This window comes from Agathobaculum sp. NTUH-O15-33 (assembly GCF_033193315.1).
Lineage (GTDB): Bacteria > Bacillota > Clostridia > Oscillospirales > Butyricicoccaceae > Agathobaculum > Agathobaculum faecihominis_A.
The window spans coordinates 2,286,107-2,310,245 of sequence record NZ_CP136187.1; the positions used below are offsets into that span (position 1 = coordinate 2,286,107).

A 24,139-nucleotide genomic window follows, 5' to 3' on the forward strand; every position below is an offset into this window, starting at 1 on the left:
CCTCCTTTAGCTTAGTGCATTTCGCTGCTTCTCCACAGCAGCCGCAAAACGATTTACTGCTTCGTCCGTTGGCACGGTATTGTTTTTCATGTGATAGGTACGTCCAATTTCTTGATATTTAGGTTCCCCATAGCCATGGTAGGGTAAAATATCCACCTTAACCTGCGGGTATGGTTTTAGGAACACTCCAAGCGCCCTTGCGTTTTCTTCCGAATCGTTATAGTCCGGAATCAGCGGAACACGCACCCATATTGGGGTTTCCCACGCTTGAATCCTTTGAAAATTGGTTAAGATCAGCGAATTGTCCACTCCTGTCATTCGGCTGTGCATCTCCGAATCCATATGCTTTAAATCATACAGCACCAGATCCGTATAGGGCAACAACGGTTCTAAATCACTCCATTTGCAATAACCACAGGTATCAAGCGCGGTATGAAGATGAGCTTGCTTCAGCTTGCGCAATAATTCCAGCGAAAAAGCCGGCTGCATCGTTGGTTCTCCACCCGACAGCGTAACGCCGCCGTTATCGCCATAATAAGGTTTATCCCGCAGCGCTTGCTTTACGATTGCGTCAACCTCCATGTCTTCGCCCGCTATACGGAGCGCGCCAGTGGGACAGGCCCGAGCACAATCGCCGCAAACCACGCATTGCTTGCGATCGATTCGGTGCTGTACCGTTGTGATAAACGAATGAACGGCTTGCCTGCAAACCGCTGCGCACCGCCCACAGCCGATACAACTCTGTCCTCGATAGCGCAACTCGGGGGCATACACCTGCGATTCCGGATTGTGACACCATGCGCAATTCAGTGGACAGCCTTTACAGAAAATCGTGGTACGAATGCCCGGCCCATCACCAGTACTGAAACGCTGGATATCAAATATGCGTCCCCTCATGTCTTCCCCCACTTTTTTTCGTACGGTTAATGATCTCTTCCTGTAGATCGGGTGACAAAACCACGAAATAGGCGCTATAACCGGTTACACGAACCAGCAGATTCCGGTGCATCTCCGGGTTTTGCCGTGCATCCTCCAGCACCTTTTCGTCTGTGATCATAATTTGGATATGAAGGCCGCCCTGCTCAAAATACCCCTTTATCAGCCGCATTAAATTCTCAGTTCCGATTTCGCCGCGCACTAGTTCAGGCTGGATGCTGAAATTTAGTCCGCCGCCTGCCGTGTACTCGAATGGTAACTTTGCCACTGAATTGAGGAATGCGGTGGGTCCGCAGCTGTCAACGCCATAAGTGGGAGACTGATTTTCTGATATGGTATCCCCCGCGCTGCGTCCATCCGCGGAAGCCGCCGTCACCCGGCCCATATCGATCGCCTGATTCAGCGTATAAATCGTGGGGAACAGTAATCGGTCGTAGCCATCCGGCTCATTGGGAATCGGTGAATGGCGCGCGACCTCCTGCACAAAATCGTTAGCCAACCGAACGGTAAAACGATCCACATCGTCATTATCGTTTCCAAACTTCGGAAAGGTGCTGTACACCTCTTCCTGAAGCTGCTCTTGCCCTTGCCAGTTGCTCTTTAAGATATCGGTAAGCTGAGGAAGCGTCAGCCGTTTTTCCCGAAACACCAGCCGATCGATCGCATAAAGGGAATCGCCCGCCGTTGCCATGCCGCATGCGTGCACGTTACAGTGCTTATACTGCGTTTTTTTTGTCATATCAACGCCGTTTTCAAGGCAGTACGGCAGCAATAGCGATTCAAAGGAGAATGTCTTTTTCTCCCTGCAGACCGCATCCGCCCGAGCGGTCACGCCTATCGCCCTTTCCAGCGCGATTTTGAAATGGGCGTTAACCGCACGGTAGATTGCATCCATATCAGTCAGTTGCTCCAGCGGTGATATTTCCGCGGTCAGTAGCTCGCCTGTCAGCATATCGTGGCCGTTATTAAGCGTGATCTCCACAAGCTTGGGCATAATATTCCAGATTTCTCGAATCTCATCCTCCATGGAATCCAGATTGATATTGCAACAGCCATAATGGGTGAAGCGTTTTGCGTCCGCTTCCGCAACGCCCGCATGCTTGAGCGCTTCCACAACGACCCGGTCATTATAAAACGCCGGGTCGCAACGCCCCTCCTTAATGATTTCGACCGCGCGACGTAGAAATGCCGGCGACAGATTGTTATGATAATGGACGTACAAGGTCGGCTGGTGTAGTTTTAATTCCGACTGCGCCTCCAGCATTAACCAGGAAAGTGCATTGATGCGGTCGTTCCCTTGTTCATCCTCTCCCCCAACGTAGATATACTGTACGCTATGGTTGGAAAGCGTACGCTTCGGATTGTAAAAATAGACGCAGAAACCTATCGTTTCATTAGTTTTGATGAAAAAGCTTTCGATCAGCTCCAGCGCAAACGCCTTCGTAAGTTTCCCATTTGCAATGTCCCTCTTATAGTAGGGATACATGTATTGGTCAAAGCTGCCAAACGCATAATCGCGTGCGCCGCAAATATTGGAATTGATATTTTGCAGGAACCACACCGTTTGAATCGCTTCATAAAAGCTACCGGCTGGATGCATGGGTATACGCTCAAAATTCCTTGCCATTTGCAACAGCTCCGCCCGACGTGCCTGTTCTGTCTGATCGACTGCCTGCCGTCGTAGCGTCTCGGCTGTGCGCGTCGCGTATCGTTCGATCGCGTCGCAGATTATGATGCCGTTTTCATAAAACTCGCGTTGTTCCGCATTCAGCAGATCGTTTGACAGTCGTTTGCTCATAAACGCGCGCAATCCGCCAAATCCCTTTTCCAGCACGCTTTCAATGGAATACTTATGATGTCCGTAAGAGAAAAACCATTCCGGCGCATACCGTTTGACCCATTCCGAGCGATGCAACAGCCCCAGACTTTCAAAGCCGAATCCATCCTGCATGTCAAATTGATTGCCCGGTTTTTCGAGAATTTGCTGATATACTTTTTCTTGCGTCACATCGGGTATGATCTCCTTGACCGCACCTACCAATAGTTCATCAGGATGCACGACAATCGTGATATGATCCAGCAAATATGCAAACGCATGCGCATATCTGCGGCCCACCGGCTCTTTTTCGTAAATCTGATACGCCTCTTCCAACAGGATCGCCCGCTCGTAAAAAAACGCCTCATCCGATGTCTGGAACAGCGCTTGTACCCGTTTTGCTATCCGCTCTGTCATTACTATACTTCCTTTGCCGTTTTGCTTTCTAAAACGCTTTTATACAGCCAAAACTGGTTCCGGCAGCTCCATCCGTGGCCCTTCCTGTACCGGTGCTACCACCAGCGCCTCATAATAGTCTGAATCCGGCACCGCCACGAAATGCGCTTTGTTTCCTTCGATCTCCACGCAGGTGCCCTCGCGTATACGCACAATCTGTGCGCTATCCAAGTCAGGCGCGCCGTCTCTCATGTCGCAAAGCAGCATCAGACACGTCCCCTTGATAAAATAAAAGATTTCCTTATCCGGATGCGTTTCGATCATGTGAAACTCCGGAACACAGTGCCATGCCTTGAGAAAACCGCAGGTGACTTGCGTACTGTCAAGCGTGGAAATTAACGGAAAGGCTGTCCAGTCAAAATACGCTTCCTTATGTGACGGCAATTCGTCTTTCCTGCAATATCGGATGCCGGAAACCTTTGCTTCCGCCAGCTCCTGAATCCTAATTTCCATGAATGAATCCTCCTATCATATTTCAGTCGTTCGGTTTTTTGTATTGGCAAAAGCTGCTTCCAAAATGTTAGCTTTACTGATTTGAGCCCCGCGCAATTCTCCGCTGATAACGCCTTCATGCATAACGATCACACGGTCGCACTCGGTGATCACCTCCTCGATTTCTGAACTGATCACAATCATAGATTTTCCTTGATCGCGCAGCTTTCGCATGATGGTGAATATTTCCGCTTTCGCACCCACATCGACGCCGCGAGTTGGTTCGTCCATCAAAATAATTTCCGGTGCGCGAGACAGCATGCGTGCGATCAGCGCCTTTTGCTGATTACCGCCGGAAAGGTTCGTAATACGGTTTTCAATGGTATCTGTTTTTACATGCAGACTATCAGAATACTGCTGCGCCAGCTTCTCCATTTTGCGATGGCTGAGCAGCCCCAAACGCCCTTTAATCAGCTCCTTTTGGATTATTCCAATATTTTCACGTATGGACATCAACGAAAAAATGCCCCATAGCTTACGATCCTCCGTCACAATGCCTATACCGGCGTTAATTGCATCGTTCGCCGACCGAAAGGCACACTCTTTTCCATGTATCCTGACCGAGCCGCTTTTCCGTTTGCGCAAGCCGTAGATCGTCTCAATAATCTCTGTACGTCCCGAACCTTGCAGACCATAGAATCCCAGAATTTCGCCTTGGTGCAGCCGAAAGGAGATATGATGAAATATTTTCCCATCAGACAAATTGATTGCCTCCAGAACAGCCGGCATCTGTGTGCGATCTTGCCGCGCTACCGTTTCATGCGTTAAATTTTTGCCTGCAATATAATTGACGACCGTCTGCATATCCGTTTCTTTCGTCTCCAACGTTGTAATATAGCCGCCGTTTCGCATGACGCTGATACGGTCGGAGATATAGAAAATTTCCTCCAGACGGTGAGAAATAAACAGAATGGTCACTCCTTGCTGCTTGAGTCGCTTAATATGATCAAACAGCTTGCGTGTCTCATTCTCGGTCAAAGAAGAGGTCGGCTCGTCTAGAATCAGCACTTTTGCGTTGCTGCTTAGTGCCCGCGCTATTTCAAGCATTTGCATCTGCGCCACGGTCAGTTCCTTTAGCTGCGTATCCGAAGAGAAATCCAATCCATAGGAACGTAAAATTTCCGCGGCCTGTGCATGCATAGCCTTCCAGTCCAGCCCCGCGCCTTTTCGCAGCTCGCGTCCTAAATAGATATTACCTGCCACATCCAGATTTTCACAGAGCATCAACTCCTGAAACACCGTGGAAATTCCTCGCTGCCGCGCCTCAATCGGTGAGGAAAACCGAATTGCTTGTCCTTCTAGAAAGATTTTCCCCGAATCACCCGCGCGCACACCGCCCAAAATGTTCATAAGCGTCGATTTACCAGCGCCGTTTTCACCCACGATGGCATGCACTTCGCCCTTATGAATAGAAAACGAAACATCATCCAGCGCGCGTATACCGCCGTAGCTTTTACATAAATGCTCAAACCGAATCATTTCTTGCATGCTTTCACCGTCTTTCCATGCGTCCACTCAGCGCTTGCGTTTGGTCGTGATAATATCGAATGCTACTGAACCGATAACTACCAACCCTACCACGATCGTCTGTACGAACGAAGTTACACCCAACAGCACCAGTCCGTTCTTCAGTACACCCATGATCAGTACGCCTATGACTGTGCCGACAATCGAGCCTTCGCCGCCGGTCGTACTCGTACCTCCAATGATAACAGCTGCAATCGCATCAAGCTCCATACCATCGCCCGTTGTTCCCTGTACCGAGCCGAGCCAAGCCAACCCCAGCACCCCCGCCGCAGCTGCCATGAGACCTTCAAACAGGAATACGATGACCTTGATTTTATCGATATTGACGCCTACCACCTTGGATGCGTTGGCGTTTCCACCTACCGCTTTTAAGCGAAAGCCAAACACCGTTTTATGTACCAGAAAGTAAGTAATCACCGCTAGCGCCGCAAAACAAATCGCTAGCATAGGGAAAACATCGAGAAGCTTTCCAACGCCAAAGAAGGTGAATATATCCAGCCCACTCGTTTTTACGGAATTCGCCGTCAATGAAATAACGATACCGCCGGAGATAGTTTGTCCCAAACCACGCGCCACGTTTGTCATGCCCAGCGTGGCGATAAAGGACGGCAGCCCCACCTTCGCTACGAGCAAGCCATTTGCAGCGCCCAACAACATACCCACCAATAGGCTGATCAGTATCGCAGGGATAAACGGTACACCATTTGTCACGAGCAGCGCACAGGTTACGCCGCTCATAAAATATACCGCGCCAGCGGAAAGGTCGATTTCGCCTAAGAGTATGACCAGCGACATGCCCATCGATAAAATACCGGTAAGGGATACCTGCCGCACGATATTGAGGATATTCACCATGCGGGTAAATTTGGGCGTTATGATGGAAAAGAAAACGATCATAATGATCAGACCGCAAAAGACACCGATTTCGCGTCTTTTACCAATCTTTCTCAAGAAACTAATTGACATGAACGTGGTCCTCCTGATTTTTTAACATTGCGGCTTCCCTCCGGCACATGCCGAAAGGAGGCCGCATGTCGATACTTTCAAAGATTAAAGCACCATCTCTCCGGCTTCAACCCTTTTAATATAGTCCTCTACACTATCCTTATCCACGACGATCGGCTCCAACGTAACATCTTCAAAAATACTCACATCATAATTAGAGTAAAACTCTGCAAAAATCTTAGCAGGCATATAACCCTGATTGGTAGGATCTTGGCTGGATAGATAGGTTTCCCATCCGTCACGCACGTTGTAGAGGCTCTCCTCAAACAACTCATGACCCGCACAGAAGATCGGTTCATCTCCAAAGTTGTTGCCAATATCATTCGATTTTAGATATTTTCCAAACAGATACTGCAAACCGTTCACGGAATAGGCGCCTACGATATCTGGATTTGCCAGCATCATGTTTTCAATATCCGCATAAACTGCTGCGTCGTCACCGGTCGTGTGAAGCTCAAGGATCTCTAAGGTACCCTCCGGGTATTCTGCCACACTGTCTTTTAACGCCTGTGCCCGTTTGATTGGTTCATTGGAAGCAAGATCGCCAAACAGCAAAATCTTGCCGCCGCCGTATGTATCATTTACCTTTTTCACCAACGGGTCTGTTATGGATTTTGCCACGCTATATACATCCACCCCCACTGTGCAGAGACGGGCCGATGTGTCTGTCATCGGAGAATTATACCCCACAACTGGAATACCGGCTTCCATCGCTTTGTGTGCCGCCTTAGTAAAAGCGTCTTCATCGATTGCAGCAATGATCAGACCGTCCACACCCTTATTGATCATGGAATCAATAATATCCATGCTTTCGGTGGCATCCCATGCCGTGCCGCCCAGTTGGTACGCATTGATACCGTACTCGTTTTTTGCATTGGTAATGCCGCTATCCAAAAGCTGTGCAAATGGAATCGAAACGTTCTCAAAAACCGCTACAATTTCCCGATCCTGGATATCCACATTCTTATCTACGGAGAATTCATAATCGCCATATGCATATTGGATGGTATTGGCATCATCTGAAATCACTTTTACACCGTCGGGCGCTGATGCAGCAGGCGTATTTGTTGTAGCATTCTCCGTCACTGCATCTAGATCCGGATCTGATGTATCCACTGTTTTGTCAGCACCGCACCCCATTAACATCGCAGCAATCACCGCCGAACAAATTGCAAAAGTCGCCCACTTTTTCGCTGTTTTCATCTGATTTTCCTCCTTTTTGTGTATCATCACTGCATTTCCTTGGTCTTAGTATAATCCCCAACCAAATATGAAGATACATCAATCCTTTCTTAATTTTGCATTATATTACGATGTTATTGTCATTACGTATCACATCCCACAATTTTTTATCGCATTTTTGTTCACTATGTTAGAACGCACATATAGTAGCATATATAAACCATGCTGGCAAAGGAATTTATTTACTTTGTCAAATATAAATTTTCTGCTATAATGTATTAATTCCAATATTCGTTGATTGCTTAGTCAGAGGAAACGGTGAATAGAATGCGTTATTTTGAGGAAGACTGTGCCATTTCCGCACAAGTGACACCAATTAAGCTATTGACCACCATATATAATCAAACTTCCAGCACACTCCCGCATTGGCATAAGTGTCAGGAGATTCTCTATATTGCAATGGGCTCTGTAACAATTACCATCAACAATCATCGTTTTTACGCGGACGAGCATGACCTCGTTTTCCTAAACTCCTTTGATGTGCACGCTTTATATGGCGAAGCAGTTGTCAAGGTCATTCAGTTTGAGGATTTGAATATGTATGACGCGAGACTAAATATCCTCTCTATCTTTTCCATGGCTGATAATTTGCGCATTCTGCGGTATGGCAGCCGCTTTGCAAGTGAAATTACGAGCGAGATTATCACCATTTTTCACAACCAGTCGCTTCATGAAATAGGGTATCAACTCAATAGCCTCGGCTGTTTATTTAAAATAATTTCCTATATCAGCCTATATTCCCCTGATTCGGATGCTGACATAGAAACTAACCGGAAACAGCGCTATAATGCCCATAAATTGCAGAGGGTTTTGGACTTTATCGATGAAAACTATGCGTCAGATATTCATATCGACACAGCTGCCGCTGTTATGAGTTTTTCCCCCAATTATTTTTGTACCTTTTTCAAACAATCTATGGGTATGACATTTTTTGAATTTTTAAATGCTTACCGCTGTGAAAAGGCTGAATATCTCTTGCAAATGACCGATCAAAGTATTACTGAGATTTCATATGCGGTAGGGTTTAGCAGTGTTCAATACTTTAACCGCACATTTAAAAGATTTCGTGGTCGTGTTCCATCGGCGATTCGCAAGGATGCAAAGAAATCTCCGCCGAGCAATACCGATTCCTAACAAGTCGACAAAGAATAGGGCGCGGTATACTTTTATAATCCGCGCACGATATGGAAGCGGTCAATATAATGCGTGTACGGCGCAATAAAAAAGGCCCAGAATAGTACGTTTTAACGTCTATTCCGGGTCTTTTATGCATCTATTGATGGGTTACTTGTGACATTGATCTTACGTATTGCCTGATAAACCGATCGCTTTCTCTGCTTTTGATCAAACAGCAGCCTGTCCCGAAATTGTCTATGGAGCGCCGTACAGCATAAGGGCGGATTGCCCGCAGATCAGCAGCGTACCATCGACTTATATCTACGATATAGTCGGAGGCTCAAGTGCTGAATTTGTATTAAAAAACCCCTGTCTGAAAAACTGCGTTTTACTAGATGTTCAGAAAAAATTCCAGTCGATTTTTATTCTCTACAATCACTTAACTTAGTCAAATTGCTTTTTCACATGTCAATATAAAAGGCAGAGATTATGTAACCGTATCAAAGAGCCAATCTCTGTACTTTTTCAGGGCATTTTAAACACAATAGCAGAAGTATGGCATCCTCTACTATCTCTACGATGACCCGTCCAGTTTTTTCTCGCTTTAACATCTTTCCTCATTCCATTTCTATTCTATCAAAATAGTTTTCTAAAGTCAGGACGTAAGGTTGCGCTTTCGCAACGCGCACGTTGGTACGCTTCCGTGCACTATTTCCTCTGGGATATGAATCCCGATTACACGCTCTGTTAGGCAAGCAGCCGCCCGTTTCGGTACGGTCGGCTGCTTTTGTCACTCTGCGATGAATACCTTGATCTTATACTTTTCCAACAGCCGCATCCATTTCTCGTCCGGCTGGTGGTCGGTGACGATCGTCTGCACCGCATCGAAATCAGCCAGCTTCGGGAAGCCAAGCTTTTCAAATTTTGAGCTGTCGCAAAGCAACACCGTCTGCTTGGACGAGGCAAACATTGCCTTTTTAATATTGGCTTCGGATTCGATTGCGTCGAATACGCCAAATTTTTGGGAGATGCCGCAGCAGGAAAAAAAGGTCTTATCCGCATAGAAGCCGGTGCGGATCAGTGTTTCCGCTGTTTCACCCACGTAGGAGAGGTTGTTTTTACGCAGCGCGCCCCCTGTGCAAATGACGCGAACGCCCTCTTCATCGCATAGCTCCATCACCACCCGCTCGGCGTTCGTGATAACGGTCAGATCCTGCCGCCCCTTTAAATACTTGGCTACAAAAAGCGAAGTAGAGGAACCGTCTATGAAAATCGTTTCCCCTTCGGCGACCAGACCGGCGGCAGCGGCGCCGATGCGTTCCTTGACCTTGCCGTTGATGACCTCGCGCTCACCGACGCGCACCGTTTTTTCACCGGCGGTATCAGACAGGACCGCGCCGCCATAGGTGCGCTTGAGCCACCCCTGCCCCTCTAAAGTTTCAAGATCCTTGCGGACCGTTCCGGGGGACACGCCGAAGTGCTGACACAGCTCCACGCAGGTGACGCCGTGCCGCTCTCTGACCAGACCCACTATTTTTTGCCTGCGCTCTGCCGGTAATATCATACGAATCCCCGCCTTTACGATCTGATCAGCGCCAGCCTGACCGGCAGGATACGGCGCTGTTATGGTTATCTGTATCTTACTGACAATCTATCTGGCCGCCAACCGCCGGGCGCGCGCCTCCATTGATCCGCGGATCACATCGATCAGCACCGCAATGATAATGACAAGGCCGATCACGATAAACTGTGCGTCCGACTGCGCGCCAAGCAGCGTCAGGCCGTTTCGGATGATCGCAATGATCAGCGCGCCGATCATGGTGCCCACCATGGTGCCCTTGCCGCCGAGGAACGACGCGCCGCCGATGATGCAGGAGGCGATCGCATCGGTGTCGTACGGCTGCTGTGCGTTGGTACCGTTGGCGATACCGGTTCGTCCGACCAGCACGATACCGGCCAGCGCGCACATGAATCCCGACAGCGTATAGCAAAAGGTGAGCACGTTTGCCGAGTTGATACCCGACATGCGCGCCGCCTCCGGATTGCCGCCCACGCAGTAGATCGAACGGCCGAGCGCCGTGCGCGTCAAGAAAACATGCATGGCGGCGTAAATGACAATGACCACAAGAAAGCCGACCGGAAATACGCCGCCTATCGTGGCCGAACCCAGCCAAGTGACGCCGTCAGGAAAGTCGGACACCATTTTGGAATCGACCAGCATGAGCGCGACGCCGCATAATACGCTCTTCATGCCCATGGTGGAAACGAAGGGATGGGGCAGGTGCAGCCGGGTGAGCATGGTGCCGTTGATCCAACCGATCAGCGTGCCGGTGAGAATGGCCACGGCGATCAGGATAAACGGACTGGTCACGCCATGATTTTTCATCATACCCATCAAACAGCCGACCGTGATCGCATTCGCGCCAACCGACAGATCGATACCGGCCGTGATCAGGCACAGCAGCATGCCGACGCATAAAAGCGCGTTGCTCGTCGCCTGCTTCAAAACCGCCATCAGGTTGGTGAGCTTTAAAAAGTTCGGCGTGGCGATCGCCAAAATGACGCACAAAAGGACGAGCGCGATCAAGGTGCTGAGTTTGGACAATATCTTTTTCAGATTCTTTTTGGTCTGTTCGTTACTCATCTAAGTTCCCTCCCCAAGCGGCTTTCATCAGAGATTCCTGATTAAAATGTGCGCTGCCCCGCGGTACCGTGGCCATGATGCGCCCCTCCCGCATAACGATCACACGGTCGCTCATGCCCAATATCTCAGGCATCTCGGATGATACCATGATGACGCACTTGCCCGCCTTGACCAAATCGTTCATCACGTGGTAGACCTCTACCTTTGCGCCAACATCAATGCCGCGCGTCGGTTCGTCAAAAATGTATATATCAGCGTCCGAATTGATCCATTTGCCAATGACCACCTTTTGCTGGTTGCCGCCGGAAAGCTGGCCCACGATCGTATCCGTTCCCGGCGTTTTGATGCGCAGCGCGCTCACATTGTCTTTTGTGCGCTGTTCGATCTGTGTATGATTGAGAAACAGGCCCTTGCAAAAGCCCTTTAAATTCGCCAAAATCAGATTGGTGCGGACCGGCTGGGCCAAAACAAGCCCCTGCCCTTTCCGGTCCTCCGTCAAAAAGCCGATGCGGTGACGGATCGCCTGCTGCGGGCTCCTGATATGCACGGGCGCTCCGCCAATGAATACCTTGCCCTCATCCAGCGGATCCGCGCCGAAAACAGCGCGCATGGTCTCGGTCCGTCCCGCGCCCACCAGACCCGCGAAGCCGAGTATTTCTCCATAATGCGCTTCAAACGAAACGTCATGCAAAACGCCGTACGCAGTTAAGTGCTCGGCCTTCAGCGCAACGCCGCCCCGTTCCGCCGTCGCTTTGGGATACATATTATCCAGCGTGCGGCCGACCATCGCGGTGATCAGCGAATCGTTATCCCATTCGCCGATGTCCTTGGTCGCGATGTGCTCGCCGTCGCGCATAACGGTCACGCGGTCGCAGATTTCAAACAGCTCCTCCAGCTTATGTGATACGAATAGAATGGCGATGCCGCGTTTTTTCAGGTCGTTCACGGTCTGCATGAGCTGAGCGACCTCTTTTTCACCGAGAGACGAGGTCGGTTCATCCATAATGATGAGCTTGGCGTCTATCAGCACCGCCTTAGCGATCTCGATCATCTGCTGCACGCCCATGCCGAACGATCCGGCAGGCTTGGTCACATCCAGATCCTGCCCTAAAAAGTGCATGATCTCGCCAGCCTTTTTACGCATCGCACCGTAATCGAGCAGACCCAGCTTGTTTTTTATTTGATTGTTGATGAAAATGTTGTCGGTCACGCTCAGCAGCTTAACGATATTCAGCTCCTGATATACGCAGGCGATGCCCGCCGCTTTGGATTGGTTGGGATCGGCAAATTTGCACGCTTTTCCGTCGATCAAAATCCTTCCCTCATCCGCGCGGTGCACGCCGGTCAGCGCTTTGATAAGCGTGGACTTTCCCGCGCCGTTCTCCCCGATCAGGCCGTGCACCTCGCCGGGCCTGATCCGGAGCGACATATCGCGCAGCGCGACCACACCGGGGAAGCTCTTTGTCATGTGTTCCAGTTCCAATACATATTCACTCATTTTGCGGTCTCCTCCATGCTCCGATCGGGCCGGTTGAAAAGCGGCGCCCCGCATAAAAATATTTATGCGGGGCCGCCTTGCGCACGGGCAAGAAACGCTCTTGTCCGTTCTCATTTCAGCATTGCGGTGTAGCTTTCAAGCAGGTCGTAGCGCTCCTGCGCGTTTTCTTTATTGACGATCGAAGCGCCGGTGTCGATGAATGTGGGAATGGTCTCGCCTTTTGCCGCCTTCAGGCAGGCTTCCACGGATTTGTAGCCCATGCCGAAGCCGTCCTGTGCGACGGACAGCGTTTCGCGGCCGTCCAAGATCGCCTCGCACGCGGAGGTGATGCCGTCAAAGCCGACAAAAACAGTCTTTTCATAAGCCGGATTTCCCTTGACCGCGCGCGCCGCAGCAATCGCGTAATCATCGCCGCTGACGAGGACCGCGCCCACGCCGTCCGGGTAGTTCTGGGAAATGGATTCCATGATGGCCGCGGCCTTGTCCGGCGCAGAATCGCAGTACTGTACCTCGATCACCTTGCCGCCCGCGCCCTCAAAGCCCTTTTTATAACCGGCCAGCCGTGTCTCCGTTGTGGTATCGCCCTGCACGCCCATGATGCAGACCGCGGTCTTCTCGATACCGAGCTCGTCGCAGGCCTCAGCCGCCGCCTTGCCGCCTACCTCGCCCGCCGCCTCGTTGCCCGTACCGACGAAGGACAGGCACTTGTCGGAATCAATGTTGGTATCGACCGCCACGACCGGCACCGTGATATCCGCGATACGGGTAGCGACGGTATCCGCCTGTAACGGCGCGATCACAAACCCGTCAAACTCGCCCGAGCTGATTTTGGTCTCGATCATGTTCATCTGCTCGTCATACGCGATTTCGGACACTGCGCCGATCACCTCCACATCGATCCCCAGATCGATGCCCGCCTGCTTTGCGCCGGCGCCTATGTAGCCCCAGTACTCGGTTGCCAGCGTTTTTAGGATCACGCATAGCTTATAATCGCCATCGGCTTTCTGCGCGGTATCCGGCGCCGCTGTGCCGGTGTTCGCGGCGGCGTCGGGCTGCGCCGTCTTGTCTGTGCCCGTATCTCCGTTCGAGCAGCCCACCGAAAGCCCCATCATCATAAGCGCCATAAACATTGCCAGTTTCCGTTTCATCCTCATTTTCTCCTTTCCATAGTGACGAAGTTATTTAAAAGAAAGACTTTCCTTTCTTTTGCCACGTATTCTTTGCCGTTCATTGCTGTTCTTTATCGTTTCTCTGCGTTATGTTTCTTTCTTGATACGATTATAGGCGTATATTGACGGTTCCGAAAGGAAAATCTTGCGCAGTTCCATCATGTTTTTAACGATAAACTTTATCTATTTGTATTTTCTTGTTGATTTTAAGAGAATGCCGCCCGCTTTTATCCTATCGGCGCGGTAAATCTCTCAAAAAAAGAAGGGCGCGTTGCGGAAAATTTGCAACATGCCCTTCTTTGTGTGTTGTGAAACCGTCCACTTGTTAAACGCGTTTCCGGTAGGCGTGCCCCAGTGCGTCGGCCAACAGGATCGCATCATACACCGCGTCCGCGGTGACGGTCAAGTTTGTGTTAAAAATACTTTCGCCCGGCGCGGTCGCCTTTTCGGCCACCATGCGCATTTCAGCAGGCACGGCCTGTGCGATCCCCATATCCTCCAGCGTGATCGGCAGGCCGATGTCGTCTAAAAACGCGAACGCTTCCCACAGTTCGGTCTCGTCCGCGTTTTCCAGTACCAACTCGGCCAGCGTGCCGAAGGCTACTTTTTCACCATGCATGCAGTGGCAGGCCGGGTGCCAGGTCAGACCGTCGTGGATGGCATGCGCGGCGCTTTTGCCGCCGCTTTCAAACCCCACGCCGGAAAGCAGCGTGTTTGCTTCCACTATGTTTTCCAAAGCCTGCGTGCACACGCCGGCGCGCACCGCCTGCATGGCCCGCCGTGCGTCGCGCCGCAGCGTTTCCCAGCAGAGCCGCGCCATGCCCCCTGCGGTGAGCGATACCTTGCCGCCCGCGACCGTGTCTCCATTTGCCAGCACGCACCGCCGTGATTCGATATAGGTCGCAAACGCATCCCCGATACCGGCGGCAAGCAGGCGCGCGGGCGCGCGGCAGATGATCTCCGTATCCATCACAACCAGATCGGGATTGCGCCGCAGACGAAGGCGGCTTTCCAGCTGCCCCTTTTCATTGTAGATGACCGCGAGCGCCGAGCACGGCGCATCTGATGAAGCCGCCGTCGGCACGATACCGACCGGCACCCGTGCAAAGTGCGCCGCCGCCTTGGCCGTGTCCAATGTTTTGCCGCCGCCGATTCCGAGCACCGCGTCGCATTCCTTTTCGCAGATCAATGCGGCCACGCGCTCTATTTCCGCCGTACTGCATTCGGCGCCGCCCTCGATCAGTAAAAGCTCATCCTCTGACAGGCTCCGCCGCAGGGCCGCCGTGACCCGTTCTATTGTTTCTTCGCCGATCGTCGGGTTGACGACCGCGAGAAACCGGCTGCCGAAAGCCGTCAAATGCTCCTTCAGCTCGCTGAGCACGCCTCTGCCCTGCACATATTTCCCGGGAAAAATGCTTATATTCGCCATAACCGCTCCCCTTTATCAATCAAAAAGTCCGATCAGCCGCTCTGTAACACGGCGCCTTTTACCACCCTGCTTGCAGCGCGGCAAAGCGCTCATTAAAGATTGGCCGCACATATGGATTGCCCGGCAGGTTGCGGATGCACCATACGCTGTATTGCCAGTAGCCCGGCGCTGTGACGCAGGGATGATCCGCGTTCGGCGTGATCTTAACCGCCGTGTTGTTAGTCGTAACAAACGCCTTGTCTCCCACATTCGCAATGCCGAAGCCGTTTGCCGGATAATACTGAAAGAAAAACACCTCAGGCTGGGGGTGGTAGTGATTCGGATAACCGCCCCAGCGGCCCGGCTTGAGGATTACCTCGCCCAGCACAAGATTGGATGCCGGGCAATTATCCTGCGATATGATATCCCGCACCACGCGCTCAGTGCTGCCCTCCAGCGTGTCCGCGCCGCGGCGCACGTTTTTCGCATCCGCGGGCGTCAACAGCCGGGAGGAAAAAGCGCGTTCGTTTTCTGTTTGGTGTACGGTCAGCTCGCTATGGTCGGCATGTCCCTCTATGCGCACCGCCGCCCCGGCGGGCACGTGCAGGCAAAAGGGGCCGTCATCCCGCCACAAGCCGCGCTTGACGCGCACGCGCTTTCCATCCCAGCAGAACGTCACGTCGCCGCGCACGAGCAGGAACGCGCGCTCTTCGTGCGACGCGTCCTCATAGCATGTTTTTCCGGCAAGCAGCAGGAAACCGAACTCCATTTGCAGCTCACCGTCGCCAACCGACGGACCAGCCACCGGATTATAGCCCGGCCGGAACGGTGTAACGCCATCTTTTTTCATTTTTCAGCTCCTTCCTTTGCCGCCCGCGGTCCCATTGCCGCGGGCGGCCCAGCAGAAAATTAAGAAGAGGAAGAAGAGAGCGTTCAAGGAAGCAAATATTTTTCGTTCTCCGGCACCCAGATGCCGGGCAGCCATGTGTGCTGCATCTCAAACAGCGGAATGTACGGATTTGCTTTGTCGTCCCGGATACACCAGATGTAGTAAAGGTTATAGCCGGGCGCGCCCACACAGGGATGCACCTCGTTTGGATAAATGGTAACGGTCTCGTCGTCCTCCAAATAGACCGCGTCGTCTCCCAGACGCTGCAAGCCGAAACCGTTCGACGGATAGAACTTGAAATAATAGATCTCCGGCTGCGGATGGTAGTGGTTCGGATAGCCCGACCAGCGCCCCGGCGCGTGCACATCCTCGCCTAAAACAAGGTTGGAATCCGGGTTGATCGAACGGTCGATGATCGTGCGCCACACGCGCATGGCCGTGTCGTCATTTACGTTCTTGCCGCGCACCTTGGTCACCACATCCTGCGGGGTATAGAGCTTGGACGGAAAAATGCAGTCGTTATCCGTTGCGTGGCAGGCGATCTGCACCGTGTCGGAGCGGCCCGTGATCTTAACGGCCACGCCCGCTGGCACGGACAGGCACCACGGCTGCTCGTCGCGCCACATGCCGCGGCCCGCGCGCACGCAATGTCCCTCCCACTCAAAATCCACCACCCCGCCGATTAGCAGGTAGGCGCGTTCCTTGTCCTCACGGTTTTCATAAATAAGGCCTTGGTTCATCATCAGAATGCCGAAATCCATCAGCATCTCCGGATATCTGTCCGGATTTCCCATTTCTACTATGCTGTTATAGCCCTTATGATAGGGCTTGGTACCGGGTACTTTCATAAAGCGCAAGCCTTCTTTCTCAATCGTATGCCGTTTAAAATCCCATCTTTTCGCGCAGGAATTTGCGCGCGTTCATCGTATAGGTCAGCGGGTGGGCCTTGCTCGGGTCCTGCTCCGCCTCCACAACGACCCAGCCGCCCCAATTATGCCGGTCGAGAATGCCGAAGAACGTATCCCAATCGACCGCGTCGCCGTCACCCGGGGTGGTGAACATACCGGCGGTCACACCCTTGAGAAAGCTCATATTCTCGTCCCGCACGCGCTGCATGACCGCCCGGCGTCCGTCCTTGATGTGCACGAGCGGGATACGGCCGATATAGGTTTCCAGCAGCGCGCACGGATCCTCGCCCGCCGCGGCGGTATGTCCCGCGTCTAGGATCAAATGGACGAGCGCCGGGTCCGTGCTGTCCATCACGCGTGCAATGTCCCCGGCCGTTTGCACGCCGGTGCCCATGTGCGGATGAATACCGAACAGGATTCCCTTTTCCGCCGCCAGCCTGCCGCATTCGTTCAGCCCCTTTGCCAGCGCATCAAACTGCGCGTCCGTCAGCCGCGGCGGCGCGGGATAGAGCGGCACGTCGCCCGATAAATGAATGGTCACGCCGCATTCGCCCGCGCCGATGACCGGCGCGCCCATGGCGGACATAAAATCGAGGTGCTTTTGGAATCGCTCGATCGTTTCCTGCATCGGCCGCTGGGTGAAGCGCATGGAGAACCACGCGTTCGCAAGCTTGAGCCCGCGCAGGTCGAGTTCGTATTTCAGCAAGGCGGGATCGGTCGGGTACGCGCTGCCCAGCTCCAGCCCCTCGTAACCGCCCAGCGCGATCTCCGAAGCGGTCTGCTGCCATGTGATGTCTCCCGCCAGCTCCGGTTCGTCGTCGCTCATCCGGGAGATCGGCGAGCAGCCGATATGTACTTTTTTCGGATCCAGCATAGTCTTTTCTCCTTTTCTAAATGCTTTAATACTGGCGAACCAGCTTCAAGTGCTCGTCGATCTCTTGGCGCGCCTTGCGCACGCTCTCGTGCTCCGATACCTCGGCCAGACCGACGCGCCACCAGCTTTCATACCGCGGCAACCATGAGAACGGCTCGGTTTTAACGTCGATCAGGGTCGTGATCTCTTCCCGCTGCGCGTTTTGCAGCGCGGTTTGAAATTCCTCCAGCGTGCGGGCGGTATAGCCCTTTGCGCCGTAGCCCCGTGCGATCATCGCAAAATCGACCGGCACCTTGTCCTCGATCCAGCCCTTGGGCCGGTCGTTGCGATACCGGAAATCCGTTCCAAACGAGCAAACGCCGTTTGAGGTTTGCAGCTCGTGGATGCATTGATGTCCCATGTTATCGAAAACGATGATAATCAGCTTTTTGTGCTCCTGCAAGCTGGTATGAATATCCGAATGCGCCATGAAGAATACACCGTCGCCCAGAAGCGCGTAGACCGGCTGGTCCGGCGCGGCGATCTTCGCGCCCAGCGCGCCCGAGATCTCATAGCCCATGCACGAATAGCCGTATTCCAGATGATAAGTGCCCGGCTTATGAACGCGCCAAGCTTTTTGCAGCTCGCCCGGCAGACTGCCCGACGCGGCGACGATGATCGCGTCTTCCTCCACCCCACGGTTGAGCTGCTGCAATACCTCGGTCATGCGCAGGCCGTTCGGGTCCTTTCGCCGTTCTTGCGCCGCGACCTCATCGAGCCACGCCGCCTTTTCCTTTTCATACTCATCCGTATAGGCGGAGCGCCAGTTACCGTTTCGCAACGCTTCTGTAAGCTGCGAAAGCGCTTTTTTCGCATCCGCCTGCACGGAAACGCCGTCCATCTTAAAGGAATCAAAGCGGTTCAAATTGATCGAAATCAGCGTCGCGTCTTCCCGGAAGCCGCCCTTGGAGCAAGTGATAAAATCGTTCAGGCGCGCGCCGATCGACAGCACCAGATCGGCCCCTTGCAGCATACGGTTTGCCGCGGCGTTGCCCGTCGTACCGCCGCCGCCCATGTTATAGGGTTTCTCCCACGGGATCAGTCCCTTGCCCGCCGCCGTTTCAACCATGGGCACGCGGAAGGTCTCGCAAAAGTCCATCAGTTCGGCAGCCGCGTCTGCGTATCCAACACCGCCGCCGCAGATGACGACCGGCCGCCTGCTGGAAGCGAGGCGCGCCGCCAGCTTTTGCAGCTGTTCCTCGGTGACCGGCCGGCGGTCCACCGTCCAAACCCGCTTGCCAAAGAAGTAGTCCGGAAAATCATAGGCCTCTCCCTGCACATCCTGCGGCAGCGAAATGCAGCACGCGCCCGTCTCGGCCGGATCGGTCAGCACACGGAACGCGTTGAGGCACGCGGTCATCAGCTGTTCGGGCCGGTCGACGCGGTCCCAGTATTTGCACACCGCCCGAAAGGCGTCGTTCGTGGTCACCGTATAATTGGAAGCGGTCTCCACCTGCTGTAAAACCGGATCGGGCTGGCGGGTGGCGTACACATCCGAAGGGAAATACAGCGCGGGAATGCGGTTTACCGTGGCGGTCGCGGCGGCGGTCACCATGTTGGCCGCGCCGGGGCCGATCGACGAGGTACAGGCGTAGATCCTCATGCGGCCCATTTGCTTGGCGTAACCGGTCGCGATGTGCGCCATATCCTGTTCGTTTTTACCGCCGATAAAGGCAAAATCCGGATTGTCATAATGCGCCAGCGCCTCGCCAAAGCCTAACACATTGCCGTGGCCAAAAATGCCGATCACGCCGGTAACAAACTTGTTTTCCTTGCCGTCGCGTTCGATATATTGCTGATCGAGAAAGCGCACCAGCGCTTGCCCAACCGTCATACGAATCGTCTTCATAGGATTGCCGTCCTTTCCGTTACTTGATGATACCCGCGCAGCCGAGCATGGTCATTTTCTTTTCCGCCTCTTCCCGGATACGCTGCAAAGGCAGCCGGAACAGTTTGGAACGGTCGAACGCGGCCGCGTCCTTTTCAAACTCCTGCCGCAGCGTGTTGCCGAACGCCATACGCAGCGCGGTGCCGATATTGACTTTGGTCACGTGCGTTGGCAGCAGCGTTTGCATGTCCCCGTCCTTGATGCCGGTCGAACCGTGCAGTACGAGCGGAACCTCGGTCTCGCGCTCGATCTCATGCAGCAGGTCGAAATCGATCACCGCGTCCTGCGTTTCCATACGGTGCACATTGCCGATGGATACCGCCAGCCAATCCACGCCGGTCTCGCGCGCAAAGCGGCCCGCTTCCGCGGGATCGGTCTTTGCGGCGTGATACGCCGCGCCGCCCGCGCCGTCCGAGTAGCCGACCGCGCCGATCTCGGCTTCGACCGCGACGCCCAGTCCGTGCGCCAGCTCGACCACCTGCCGGGTCTGACGGATATTTTCCTCAAGCGGCAGCTGGGAGCCGTCGAACATGACCGAATCAAAACCCGCTTTGCAGGCGCGTTCCAACACGGTAAGATCGGTCGTATGGTCCAGATGTCCGCAAACGGGTACCGAAGCATGCCGGGTCAGCATATTGAGTGCATCGGCCCACATTTCGATCGGAAACAGGTCGACGGCCAGTTTGTTCACCATCAGCATGACGGGCGCGCCTATTTTTTCCGCCGCCTTCACAATCTCGTATGCGTCGTCCAGCGAAAACACATTAAACCCGGCAAAAATATGATTTTGCTGTACAGCCTTTGTCATCAGATCGGTGAAAAAAGGTTGAAATTTATTTTTCGGCAGAGTAAGCATGGTTTCATAGCCTCCTTTATTCTCCTTGCACGGCCTCATGGGCCGCCATATATTCCTCCCGCTCGGCGCGGGTGGGCATGGAATCCGAGCAGTCGTTGCGCGAAATAACGATCGAGGACGCCGCCGCGCCGCGTTTCATGCACTCGTCCACGCGGCAGCCGTCCAGCAGCCCGCTGATGAAGGAAGCGGCGTAGGAATCGCCCGCGCCGAAGGTATTGATCACCCGCGCCGGATAAATACAGCCCGGGTACCGCGCGCCGTCCGCCTGAAAGCCTGCCGAGCCGGCCTTTCCGTGCTTGACGACGATCACCTTGGCCTTTTCCCGGAACAGGCGATCGGCCGTACGCTGATCGTCCCGGTTGCCGGGACAGACGATGCCCTCGATCATATTGAACTCCTCGCGCGTGCCGAGCAGAATCTCGCATTTTTCGCAAGCAAGATTGTAGTAAACAGCCGTCTCCTCACGGCTTTTCCATGTAAAGGGGCGGTAGTCGATATCCATCATGATCCGCACATTGTGCTTGATCGCATATTCGATGGCGACAAACACCGCCTCCCGCGACGGGCTGCCCGCAAGCGCCGTACCTGATATCATCAAAATTTTCGCCTGTGCGATGTAGCTTTCGTTGACGTCGTTTGGCTCTAAATTCAGATCGGCCACGCGGTCGCGGTAGAAGATGATGTTCGCCTTTTCCGGACTCAGGATTTCGGACACCGCGATCTGGGTGTTCGCACCCGTTTTGTCGTACACGATGCCGCGCGTGTCGATACCGGCCTGCTGAAAACGCGAGATGATGAACCGCCCGAAGCCGTCGGGCGCGATCTTGCCGATAAATCCGGTTTTCAGCCCCAGCCGCGCCGTGCCGATCGCGATATTGGCGGGCGAGCCGCCGATATGCGGCGAAAAGCTACGGATTTCCTCCATCGGGCAGTTCACGTCGTTCGCATACATGTCGATACCGACACGGCCAAGCGCGATCACATCAAAGGGCCGGTTCTTTTCAAAATGCAAATCCATTTGCAGTTCCACTCCTTATTTCAGCTCCACCGTTTTTCCTGCGCGCAGCGCCTCGGTCGCGGCATAGGTCGCTTCGGTACATTTGGTGCCGTCGTAAACCGTTACTTCAGGTTTTCGTCCTTCGCTGACACAGTTGATAAACTCGATCATTTCATTGAGGAACGCCTCGCGCCAGCGTTCCAGAAAATCCTCGGTGCATTGCTGCACCGCGCCGGTGTGGTCGTAGATGAGCACGCGGTTTTTCTCCGGCACCACCGCAATGCGCAGGATACCCTCGGTGCCCTGTATCTCGGTCTCCACATGCGAACCGTGCGGCGCGATACGGCCCGAATCAAACAGGGCGACCGTGCCGTTTTTAAACTCCATCAGCGCCACGGCGTTGTCTACATCACCGCAGTCGGCAAGCTCCTGATATTTATAGCAGCCGCCTGCCGCCGTGATCTTTTTTACATCGCTTTCCAGCAGCCAGCGCGCCAAGTCAATGTCGTGCACGGTCAGGTCGCGGAAGATACCGCCGCTCGTTGGCGCGAATGGCAAAAAGCTGTCGATGCGCGAATCCGGGTCCAGACTGGTACACTTGACTAAAAACGGCTTGCCGATCTTGCCTTCGCGGATCATTTGCTTGGCCGCCGCGTAAGAGGGGTCGAACCGGCGCATGAACCCCAACTGGAACACTAGCTCCGGGTGTGCCTCGACCGCATGCTCCGCTTGCTTGCACTGCGGCACATCCACGCCCAGCGGTTTTTCCGAAAATACGTGCAGACCGCGCGCCATCGCCTTGCCGATCTGCTCGCAATGCTGCCCCGAGGGGGACACGATCACAACCGCTTCCATTTCCATATTGGTCAGGAACTGATCAAAATCGGTGTACACGGACGGGACGCCCCAGTTATCTTTTACAAACGCCGCCTCTTCGGGCCGTACGCTGCACGCGGCGACAAGCGCCGCGTTCGGAATCTGGAACATCAGGTTGTTTGCGTGGCGCATGCCCAGCCGCCCAAGGCCGACGATGCCGACTTTTACCTTTTTCATCTGTCATCACCTTTCCTCTATTTGCTAAGTTCTGCGTTTCTCTATCGTTTCTTTACTTTTCTTAGGTATGATTATAGCGAAACCGCCAGTTTAGCGAAAGGAAAAATCCTGCTCTGTTTTCACGGAATTTTAATTTAATTTTGGCCGCCTTTGTATTTTGTTGCGCATTTCCCCGCGCATTTTCCCTTGCAGATAGAAAAAAAACGGTTCGTCGACTGACGCCCCGTTCCATTTGTCTGCAATCTGCTGTGGTTGTACTGTTTTGCGTCTTCGCTCAAAACAGCAATAAATATAGCATACTCAACAATTTTTAATTATCATTTTATTGCGTTTTATACCTTGTTTTAGCGCTTTGAAATTTGATATCATCAAAGTGTCATAAAAATATCGGTTTCTGTGCGATTCAAGGAGGTCGTTTTATGGAGACAATGGTTTGGCGCAAAGATCTTACGCTACCACAGTTGTTGTATGTCGATAACACCACGGCCGCGAATCACATCCACTGTATGCATAAGCACGGCCGTATCCTCGAGATCTTGCTGATCGTATCCGGACACGGCATCTACTGTGTGGAGGATGAACGCTATCTGATCGAAAGCGGCGATATTATCATTTGCAACGCCGGTTCGATCCACGATCAGATCCCGTGCGACCGCGAACCCTACGTTACCGCCTGCATCGGCCTGACCGATCTGCACCTTCCCGAGCTGCCTCAAAATTGCCTGATCGCGCCCGGTTCGCCCTCGCTGTTCCATCATCCCGCGCAGTTCGGTGAAATCGTCAAGCTGACACAGCTGATCTGCGCGCATATTCACGGCTTTTCCGAGACCGACCGCCTGCTTTGCCGTCACCTGTTGACTTGTCTACTGGAAAACGTGCTTCAAATGATCTCCTTCTGGCCGCGCCAAAACCCACAGAAAGACGAGCCGCTCATGCGGCAGATCAAGGCCTATATCGATGAGCATTACGCCGAGGAACTTTCCTTGGCTCAGCTCAGCGCGTTGTTTTATATCAGCCCCTATCATCTGTCGCATTTATTTAAAAAATATCTGAACTATTCGCTGATTCAATACGTCATCCGACGGCGTATTGGCGAGGCGCAGTCGTTGCTGATGAGCACCCGTATCAGCATTACCGATATCGCCGGGCGGACAGGTTTTGCCGATACCAGCCACTTCAGTAAGCTTTTTATCAAATATGTCGGCATGAGCCCCAGCGAATACCGCAAGTACCGCCACGAAAAGGCCCCTGCTGCGAATAATTAGCCGCTTCCTCTTCCTACATATCAAAAAGTCCTCTTCGCGCCGCGGCGCATATAAAAAGGAA

General features: G+C 53.2%; 20 protein-coding genes. 2 read left to right on the plus strand and 18 right to left on the minus strand.

Features of this window, described 5'->3' with window-relative positions:
* Positions 1–6: 6 nt before the first annotated feature.
* From RWV98_RS11365 to RWV98_RS11390, 6 genes are all read right to left on the minus strand, one after another.
* Positions 7–897, minus strand: a complete 891-nt coding sequence (locus tag RWV98_RS11365; protein ID WP_317860818.1) for a glycyl-radical enzyme activating protein — start codon at positions 895–897, stop codon at positions 7–9.
* Positions 878–3,169 carry a pyruvate formate lyase family protein gene (locus RWV98_RS11370; RefSeq protein ID WP_317860820.1) on the minus strand — a complete coding sequence of 764 codons (2,292 nt, stop codon included), beginning with the start codon at positions 3,167–3,169 and terminating at the stop codon, positions 878–880. The genes RWV98_RS11365 and RWV98_RS11370 overlap by 20 nt, the downstream gene beginning before the upstream one ends.
* Positions 3,170–3,208: 39 nt before the next feature.
* A complete protein-coding gene (locus RWV98_RS11375) occupies positions 3,209–3,661 on the minus strand; it encodes a hypothetical protein (protein WP_317860822.1) in 453 nt (150 codons plus the stop codon).
* 15 nt (positions 3,662–3,676) lie between these two features.
* Positions 3,677–5,188, minus strand: coding sequence for a sugar ABC transporter ATP-binding protein (locus tag RWV98_RS11380; RefSeq protein WP_317860824.1), 1,512 nt, complete (start codon positions 5,186–5,188; stop codon positions 3,677–3,679).
* Between the two features lie 27 nt (positions 5,189–5,215).
* Positions 5,216–6,193: an ABC transporter permease gene (locus RWV98_RS11385; protein ID WP_317860826.1), complete on the minus strand. Its 978-nt coding sequence runs from the start codon at positions 6,191–6,193 to the stop codon at positions 5,216–5,218.
* A gap of 84 nt (positions 6,194–6,277) precedes the next feature.
* Positions 6,278–7,435: a sugar ABC transporter substrate-binding protein gene (locus RWV98_RS11390; protein WP_317860828.1), complete on the minus strand. Its 1,158-nt coding sequence runs from the start codon at positions 7,433–7,435 to the stop codon at positions 6,278–6,280.
* 306 nt (positions 7,436–7,741) lie between these two features.
* Between RWV98_RS11390 and RWV98_RS11395 the strand changes: the two genes are divergently transcribed.
* Positions 7,742–8,608 (plus strand): helix-turn-helix transcriptional regulator, encoded by an 867-nt coding sequence (locus RWV98_RS11395; protein ID WP_317860830.1) that lies wholly within the window; start codon positions 7,742–7,744, stop codon positions 8,606–8,608.
* Positions 8,609–9,380: 772 nt separating this feature from the next.
* Here the strand turns inward: RWV98_RS11395 and RWV98_RS11400 are convergent.
* The 12 genes from RWV98_RS11400 to RWV98_RS11455 form a co-directional block, all read right to left on the minus strand.
* Positions 9,381–10,154: a DeoR/GlpR family DNA-binding transcription regulator gene (locus RWV98_RS11400; protein WP_317860831.1), complete on the minus strand. Its 774-nt coding sequence runs from the start codon at positions 10,152–10,154 to the stop codon at positions 9,381–9,383.
* An 87-nt stretch (positions 10,155–10,241) separates the two neighbouring features.
* Positions 10,242–11,234 (minus strand): ABC transporter permease, encoded by a 993-nt coding sequence (locus RWV98_RS11405; RefSeq protein ID WP_317860832.1) that lies wholly within the window; start codon positions 11,232–11,234, stop codon positions 10,242–10,244.
* The gene (locus RWV98_RS11410) at positions 11,227–12,732 is read right to left on the minus strand and encodes a sugar ABC transporter ATP-binding protein (RefSeq protein ID WP_280960684.1); all 1,506 of its coding nucleotides are present in this window, start codon (positions 12,730–12,732) and stop codon (positions 11,227–11,229) included. Before RWV98_RS11410 ends, RWV98_RS11405 begins: the two co-directional genes overlap by 8 nt.
* Before the next feature lie 110 nt (positions 12,733–12,842).
* A complete protein-coding gene (locus tag RWV98_RS11415) occupies positions 12,843–13,880 on the minus strand; it encodes a sugar ABC transporter substrate-binding protein (RefSeq protein ID WP_317860833.1) in 1,038 nt (345 codons plus the stop codon).
* Positions 13,881–14,226: 346 nt separating this feature from the next.
* Positions 14,227–15,330 (minus strand): glycerol dehydrogenase, encoded by a 1,104-nt coding sequence (locus tag RWV98_RS11420; protein WP_317860834.1) that lies wholly within the window; start codon positions 15,328–15,330, stop codon positions 14,227–14,229.
* A gap of 58 nt (positions 15,331–15,388) precedes the next feature.
* Complete coding sequence (locus RWV98_RS11425) at positions 15,389–16,159, minus strand: 5-deoxy-glucuronate isomerase (protein WP_317860836.1); 771 nt, start codon at positions 16,157–16,159, stop codon at positions 15,389–15,391.
* Positions 16,160–16,242: 83 nt separating this feature from the next.
* The gene (locus tag RWV98_RS11430) at positions 16,243–17,046 is read right to left on the minus strand and encodes a 5-deoxy-glucuronate isomerase (RefSeq protein ID WP_280960688.1); all 804 of its coding nucleotides are present in this window, start codon (positions 17,044–17,046) and stop codon (positions 16,243–16,245) included.
* A gap of 34 nt (positions 17,047–17,080) precedes the next feature.
* Entirely contained in the window at positions 17,081–17,980 is a 900-nt protein-coding gene (iolE, locus tag RWV98_RS11435; RefSeq protein WP_317860838.1) for a myo-inosose-2 dehydratase, read from the minus strand.
* A 25-nt stretch (positions 17,981–18,005) separates the two neighbouring features.
* Positions 18,006–19,868, minus strand: coding sequence for a 3D-(3,5/4)-trihydroxycyclohexane-1,2-dione acylhydrolase (decyclizing) (gene iolD, locus RWV98_RS11440; RefSeq protein ID WP_317860840.1), 1,863 nt, complete (start codon positions 19,866–19,868; stop codon positions 18,006–18,008).
* A 19-nt stretch (positions 19,869–19,887) separates the two neighbouring features.
* Positions 19,888–20,763: a class II fructose-bisphosphate aldolase gene (locus RWV98_RS11445; RefSeq protein ID WP_317860842.1), complete on the minus strand. Its 876-nt coding sequence runs from the start codon at positions 20,761–20,763 to the stop codon at positions 19,888–19,890.
* Between the two features lie 16 nt (positions 20,764–20,779).
* Positions 20,780–21,781 (minus strand): 5-dehydro-2-deoxygluconokinase, encoded by a 1,002-nt coding sequence (gene iolC, locus RWV98_RS11450; RefSeq protein ID WP_317860844.1) that lies wholly within the window; start codon positions 21,779–21,781, stop codon positions 20,780–20,782.
* Positions 21,782–21,796: 15 nt separating this feature from the next.
* Positions 21,797–22,813, minus strand: coding sequence for a Gfo/Idh/MocA family protein (locus RWV98_RS11455; protein WP_317860846.1), 1,017 nt, complete (start codon positions 22,811–22,813; stop codon positions 21,797–21,799).
* 419 nt (positions 22,814–23,232) lie between these two features.
* Between RWV98_RS11455 and RWV98_RS11460 the strand changes: the two genes are divergently transcribed.
* Positions 23,233–24,078: an AraC family transcriptional regulator gene (locus RWV98_RS11460; protein WP_317860848.1), complete on the plus strand. Its 846-nt coding sequence runs from the start codon at positions 23,233–23,235 to the stop codon at positions 24,076–24,078.
* The last annotated feature ends 61 nt before the right edge of the window (positions 24,079–24,139 follow it).

Coding starts and splice junctions, on each gene's coding strand:
- RWV98_RS11395 (WP_317860830.1), top strand. CDS start 7,742: ATGCGTTATTTTGAGGAAGACTGTGCCATTTCCGCACAAGTGACACCA.
- iolD (WP_317860840.1), bottom strand. CDS start 19,868: ATGAAGACGATTCGTATGACGGTTGGGCAAGCGCTGGTGCGCTTTCTC.
- RWV98_RS11370 (WP_317860820.1), bottom strand. CDS start 3,169: ATGACAGAGCGGATAGCAAAACGGGTACAAGCGCTGTTCCAGACATCG.
- iolE (WP_317860838.1), bottom strand. CDS start 17,980: ATGCTGGATCCGAAAAAAGTACATATCGGCTGCTCGCCGATCTCCCGG.
- RWV98_RS11460 (WP_317860848.1), top strand. CDS start 23,233: ATGGAGACAATGGTTTGGCGCAAAGATCTTACGCTACCACAGTTGTTG.
- RWV98_RS11380 (WP_317860824.1), bottom strand. CDS start 5,188: ATGCAAGAAATGATTCGGTTTGAGCATTTATGTAAAAGCTACGGCGGT.
- RWV98_RS11415 (WP_317860833.1), bottom strand. CDS start 13,880: ATGAAACGGAAACTGGCAATGTTTATGGCGCTTATGATGATGGGGCTT.
- iolC (WP_317860844.1), bottom strand. CDS start 21,781: ATGGATTTGCATTTTGAAAAGAACCGGCCCTTTGATGTGATCGCGCTT.
- RWV98_RS11420 (WP_317860834.1), bottom strand. CDS start 15,330: ATGGCGAATATAAGCATTTTTCCCGGGAAATATGTGCAGGGCAGAGGC.
- RWV98_RS11400 (WP_317860831.1), bottom strand. CDS start 10,154: ATGATATTACCGGCAGAGCGCAGGCAAAAAATAGTGGGTCTGGTCAGA.
- RWV98_RS11385 (WP_317860826.1), bottom strand. CDS start 6,193: ATGTCAATTAGTTTCTTGAGAAAGATTGGTAAAAGACGCGAAATCGGT.
- RWV98_RS11410 (WP_280960684.1), bottom strand. CDS start 12,732: ATGAGTGAATATGTATTGGAACTGGAACACATGACAAAGAGCTTCCCC.
- RWV98_RS11425 (WP_317860836.1), bottom strand. CDS start 16,159: ATGAAAAAAGATGGCGTTACACCGTTCCGGCCGGGCTATAATCCGGTG.
- RWV98_RS11365 (WP_317860818.1), bottom strand. CDS start 897: ATGAGGGGACGCATATTTGATATCCAGCGTTTCAGTACTGGTGATGGG.
- RWV98_RS11375 (WP_317860822.1), bottom strand. CDS start 3,661: ATGGAAATTAGGATTCAGGAGCTGGCGGAAGCAAAGGTTTCCGGCATC.
- RWV98_RS11455 (WP_317860846.1), bottom strand. CDS start 22,813: ATGAAAAAGGTAAAAGTCGGCATCGTCGGCCTTGGGCGGCTGGGCATG.
- RWV98_RS11390 (WP_317860828.1), bottom strand. CDS start 7,435: ATGAAAACAGCGAAAAAGTGGGCGACTTTTGCAATTTGTTCGGCGGTG.
- RWV98_RS11445 (WP_317860842.1), bottom strand. CDS start 20,763: ATGCTTACTCTGCCGAAAAATAAATTTCAACCTTTTTTCACCGATCTG.
- RWV98_RS11405 (WP_317860832.1), bottom strand. CDS start 11,234: ATGAGTAACGAACAGACCAAAAAGAATCTGAAAAAGATATTGTCCAAA.
- RWV98_RS11430 (WP_280960688.1), bottom strand. CDS start 17,046: ATGAAAGTACCCGGTACCAAGCCCTATCATAAGGGCTATAACAGCATA.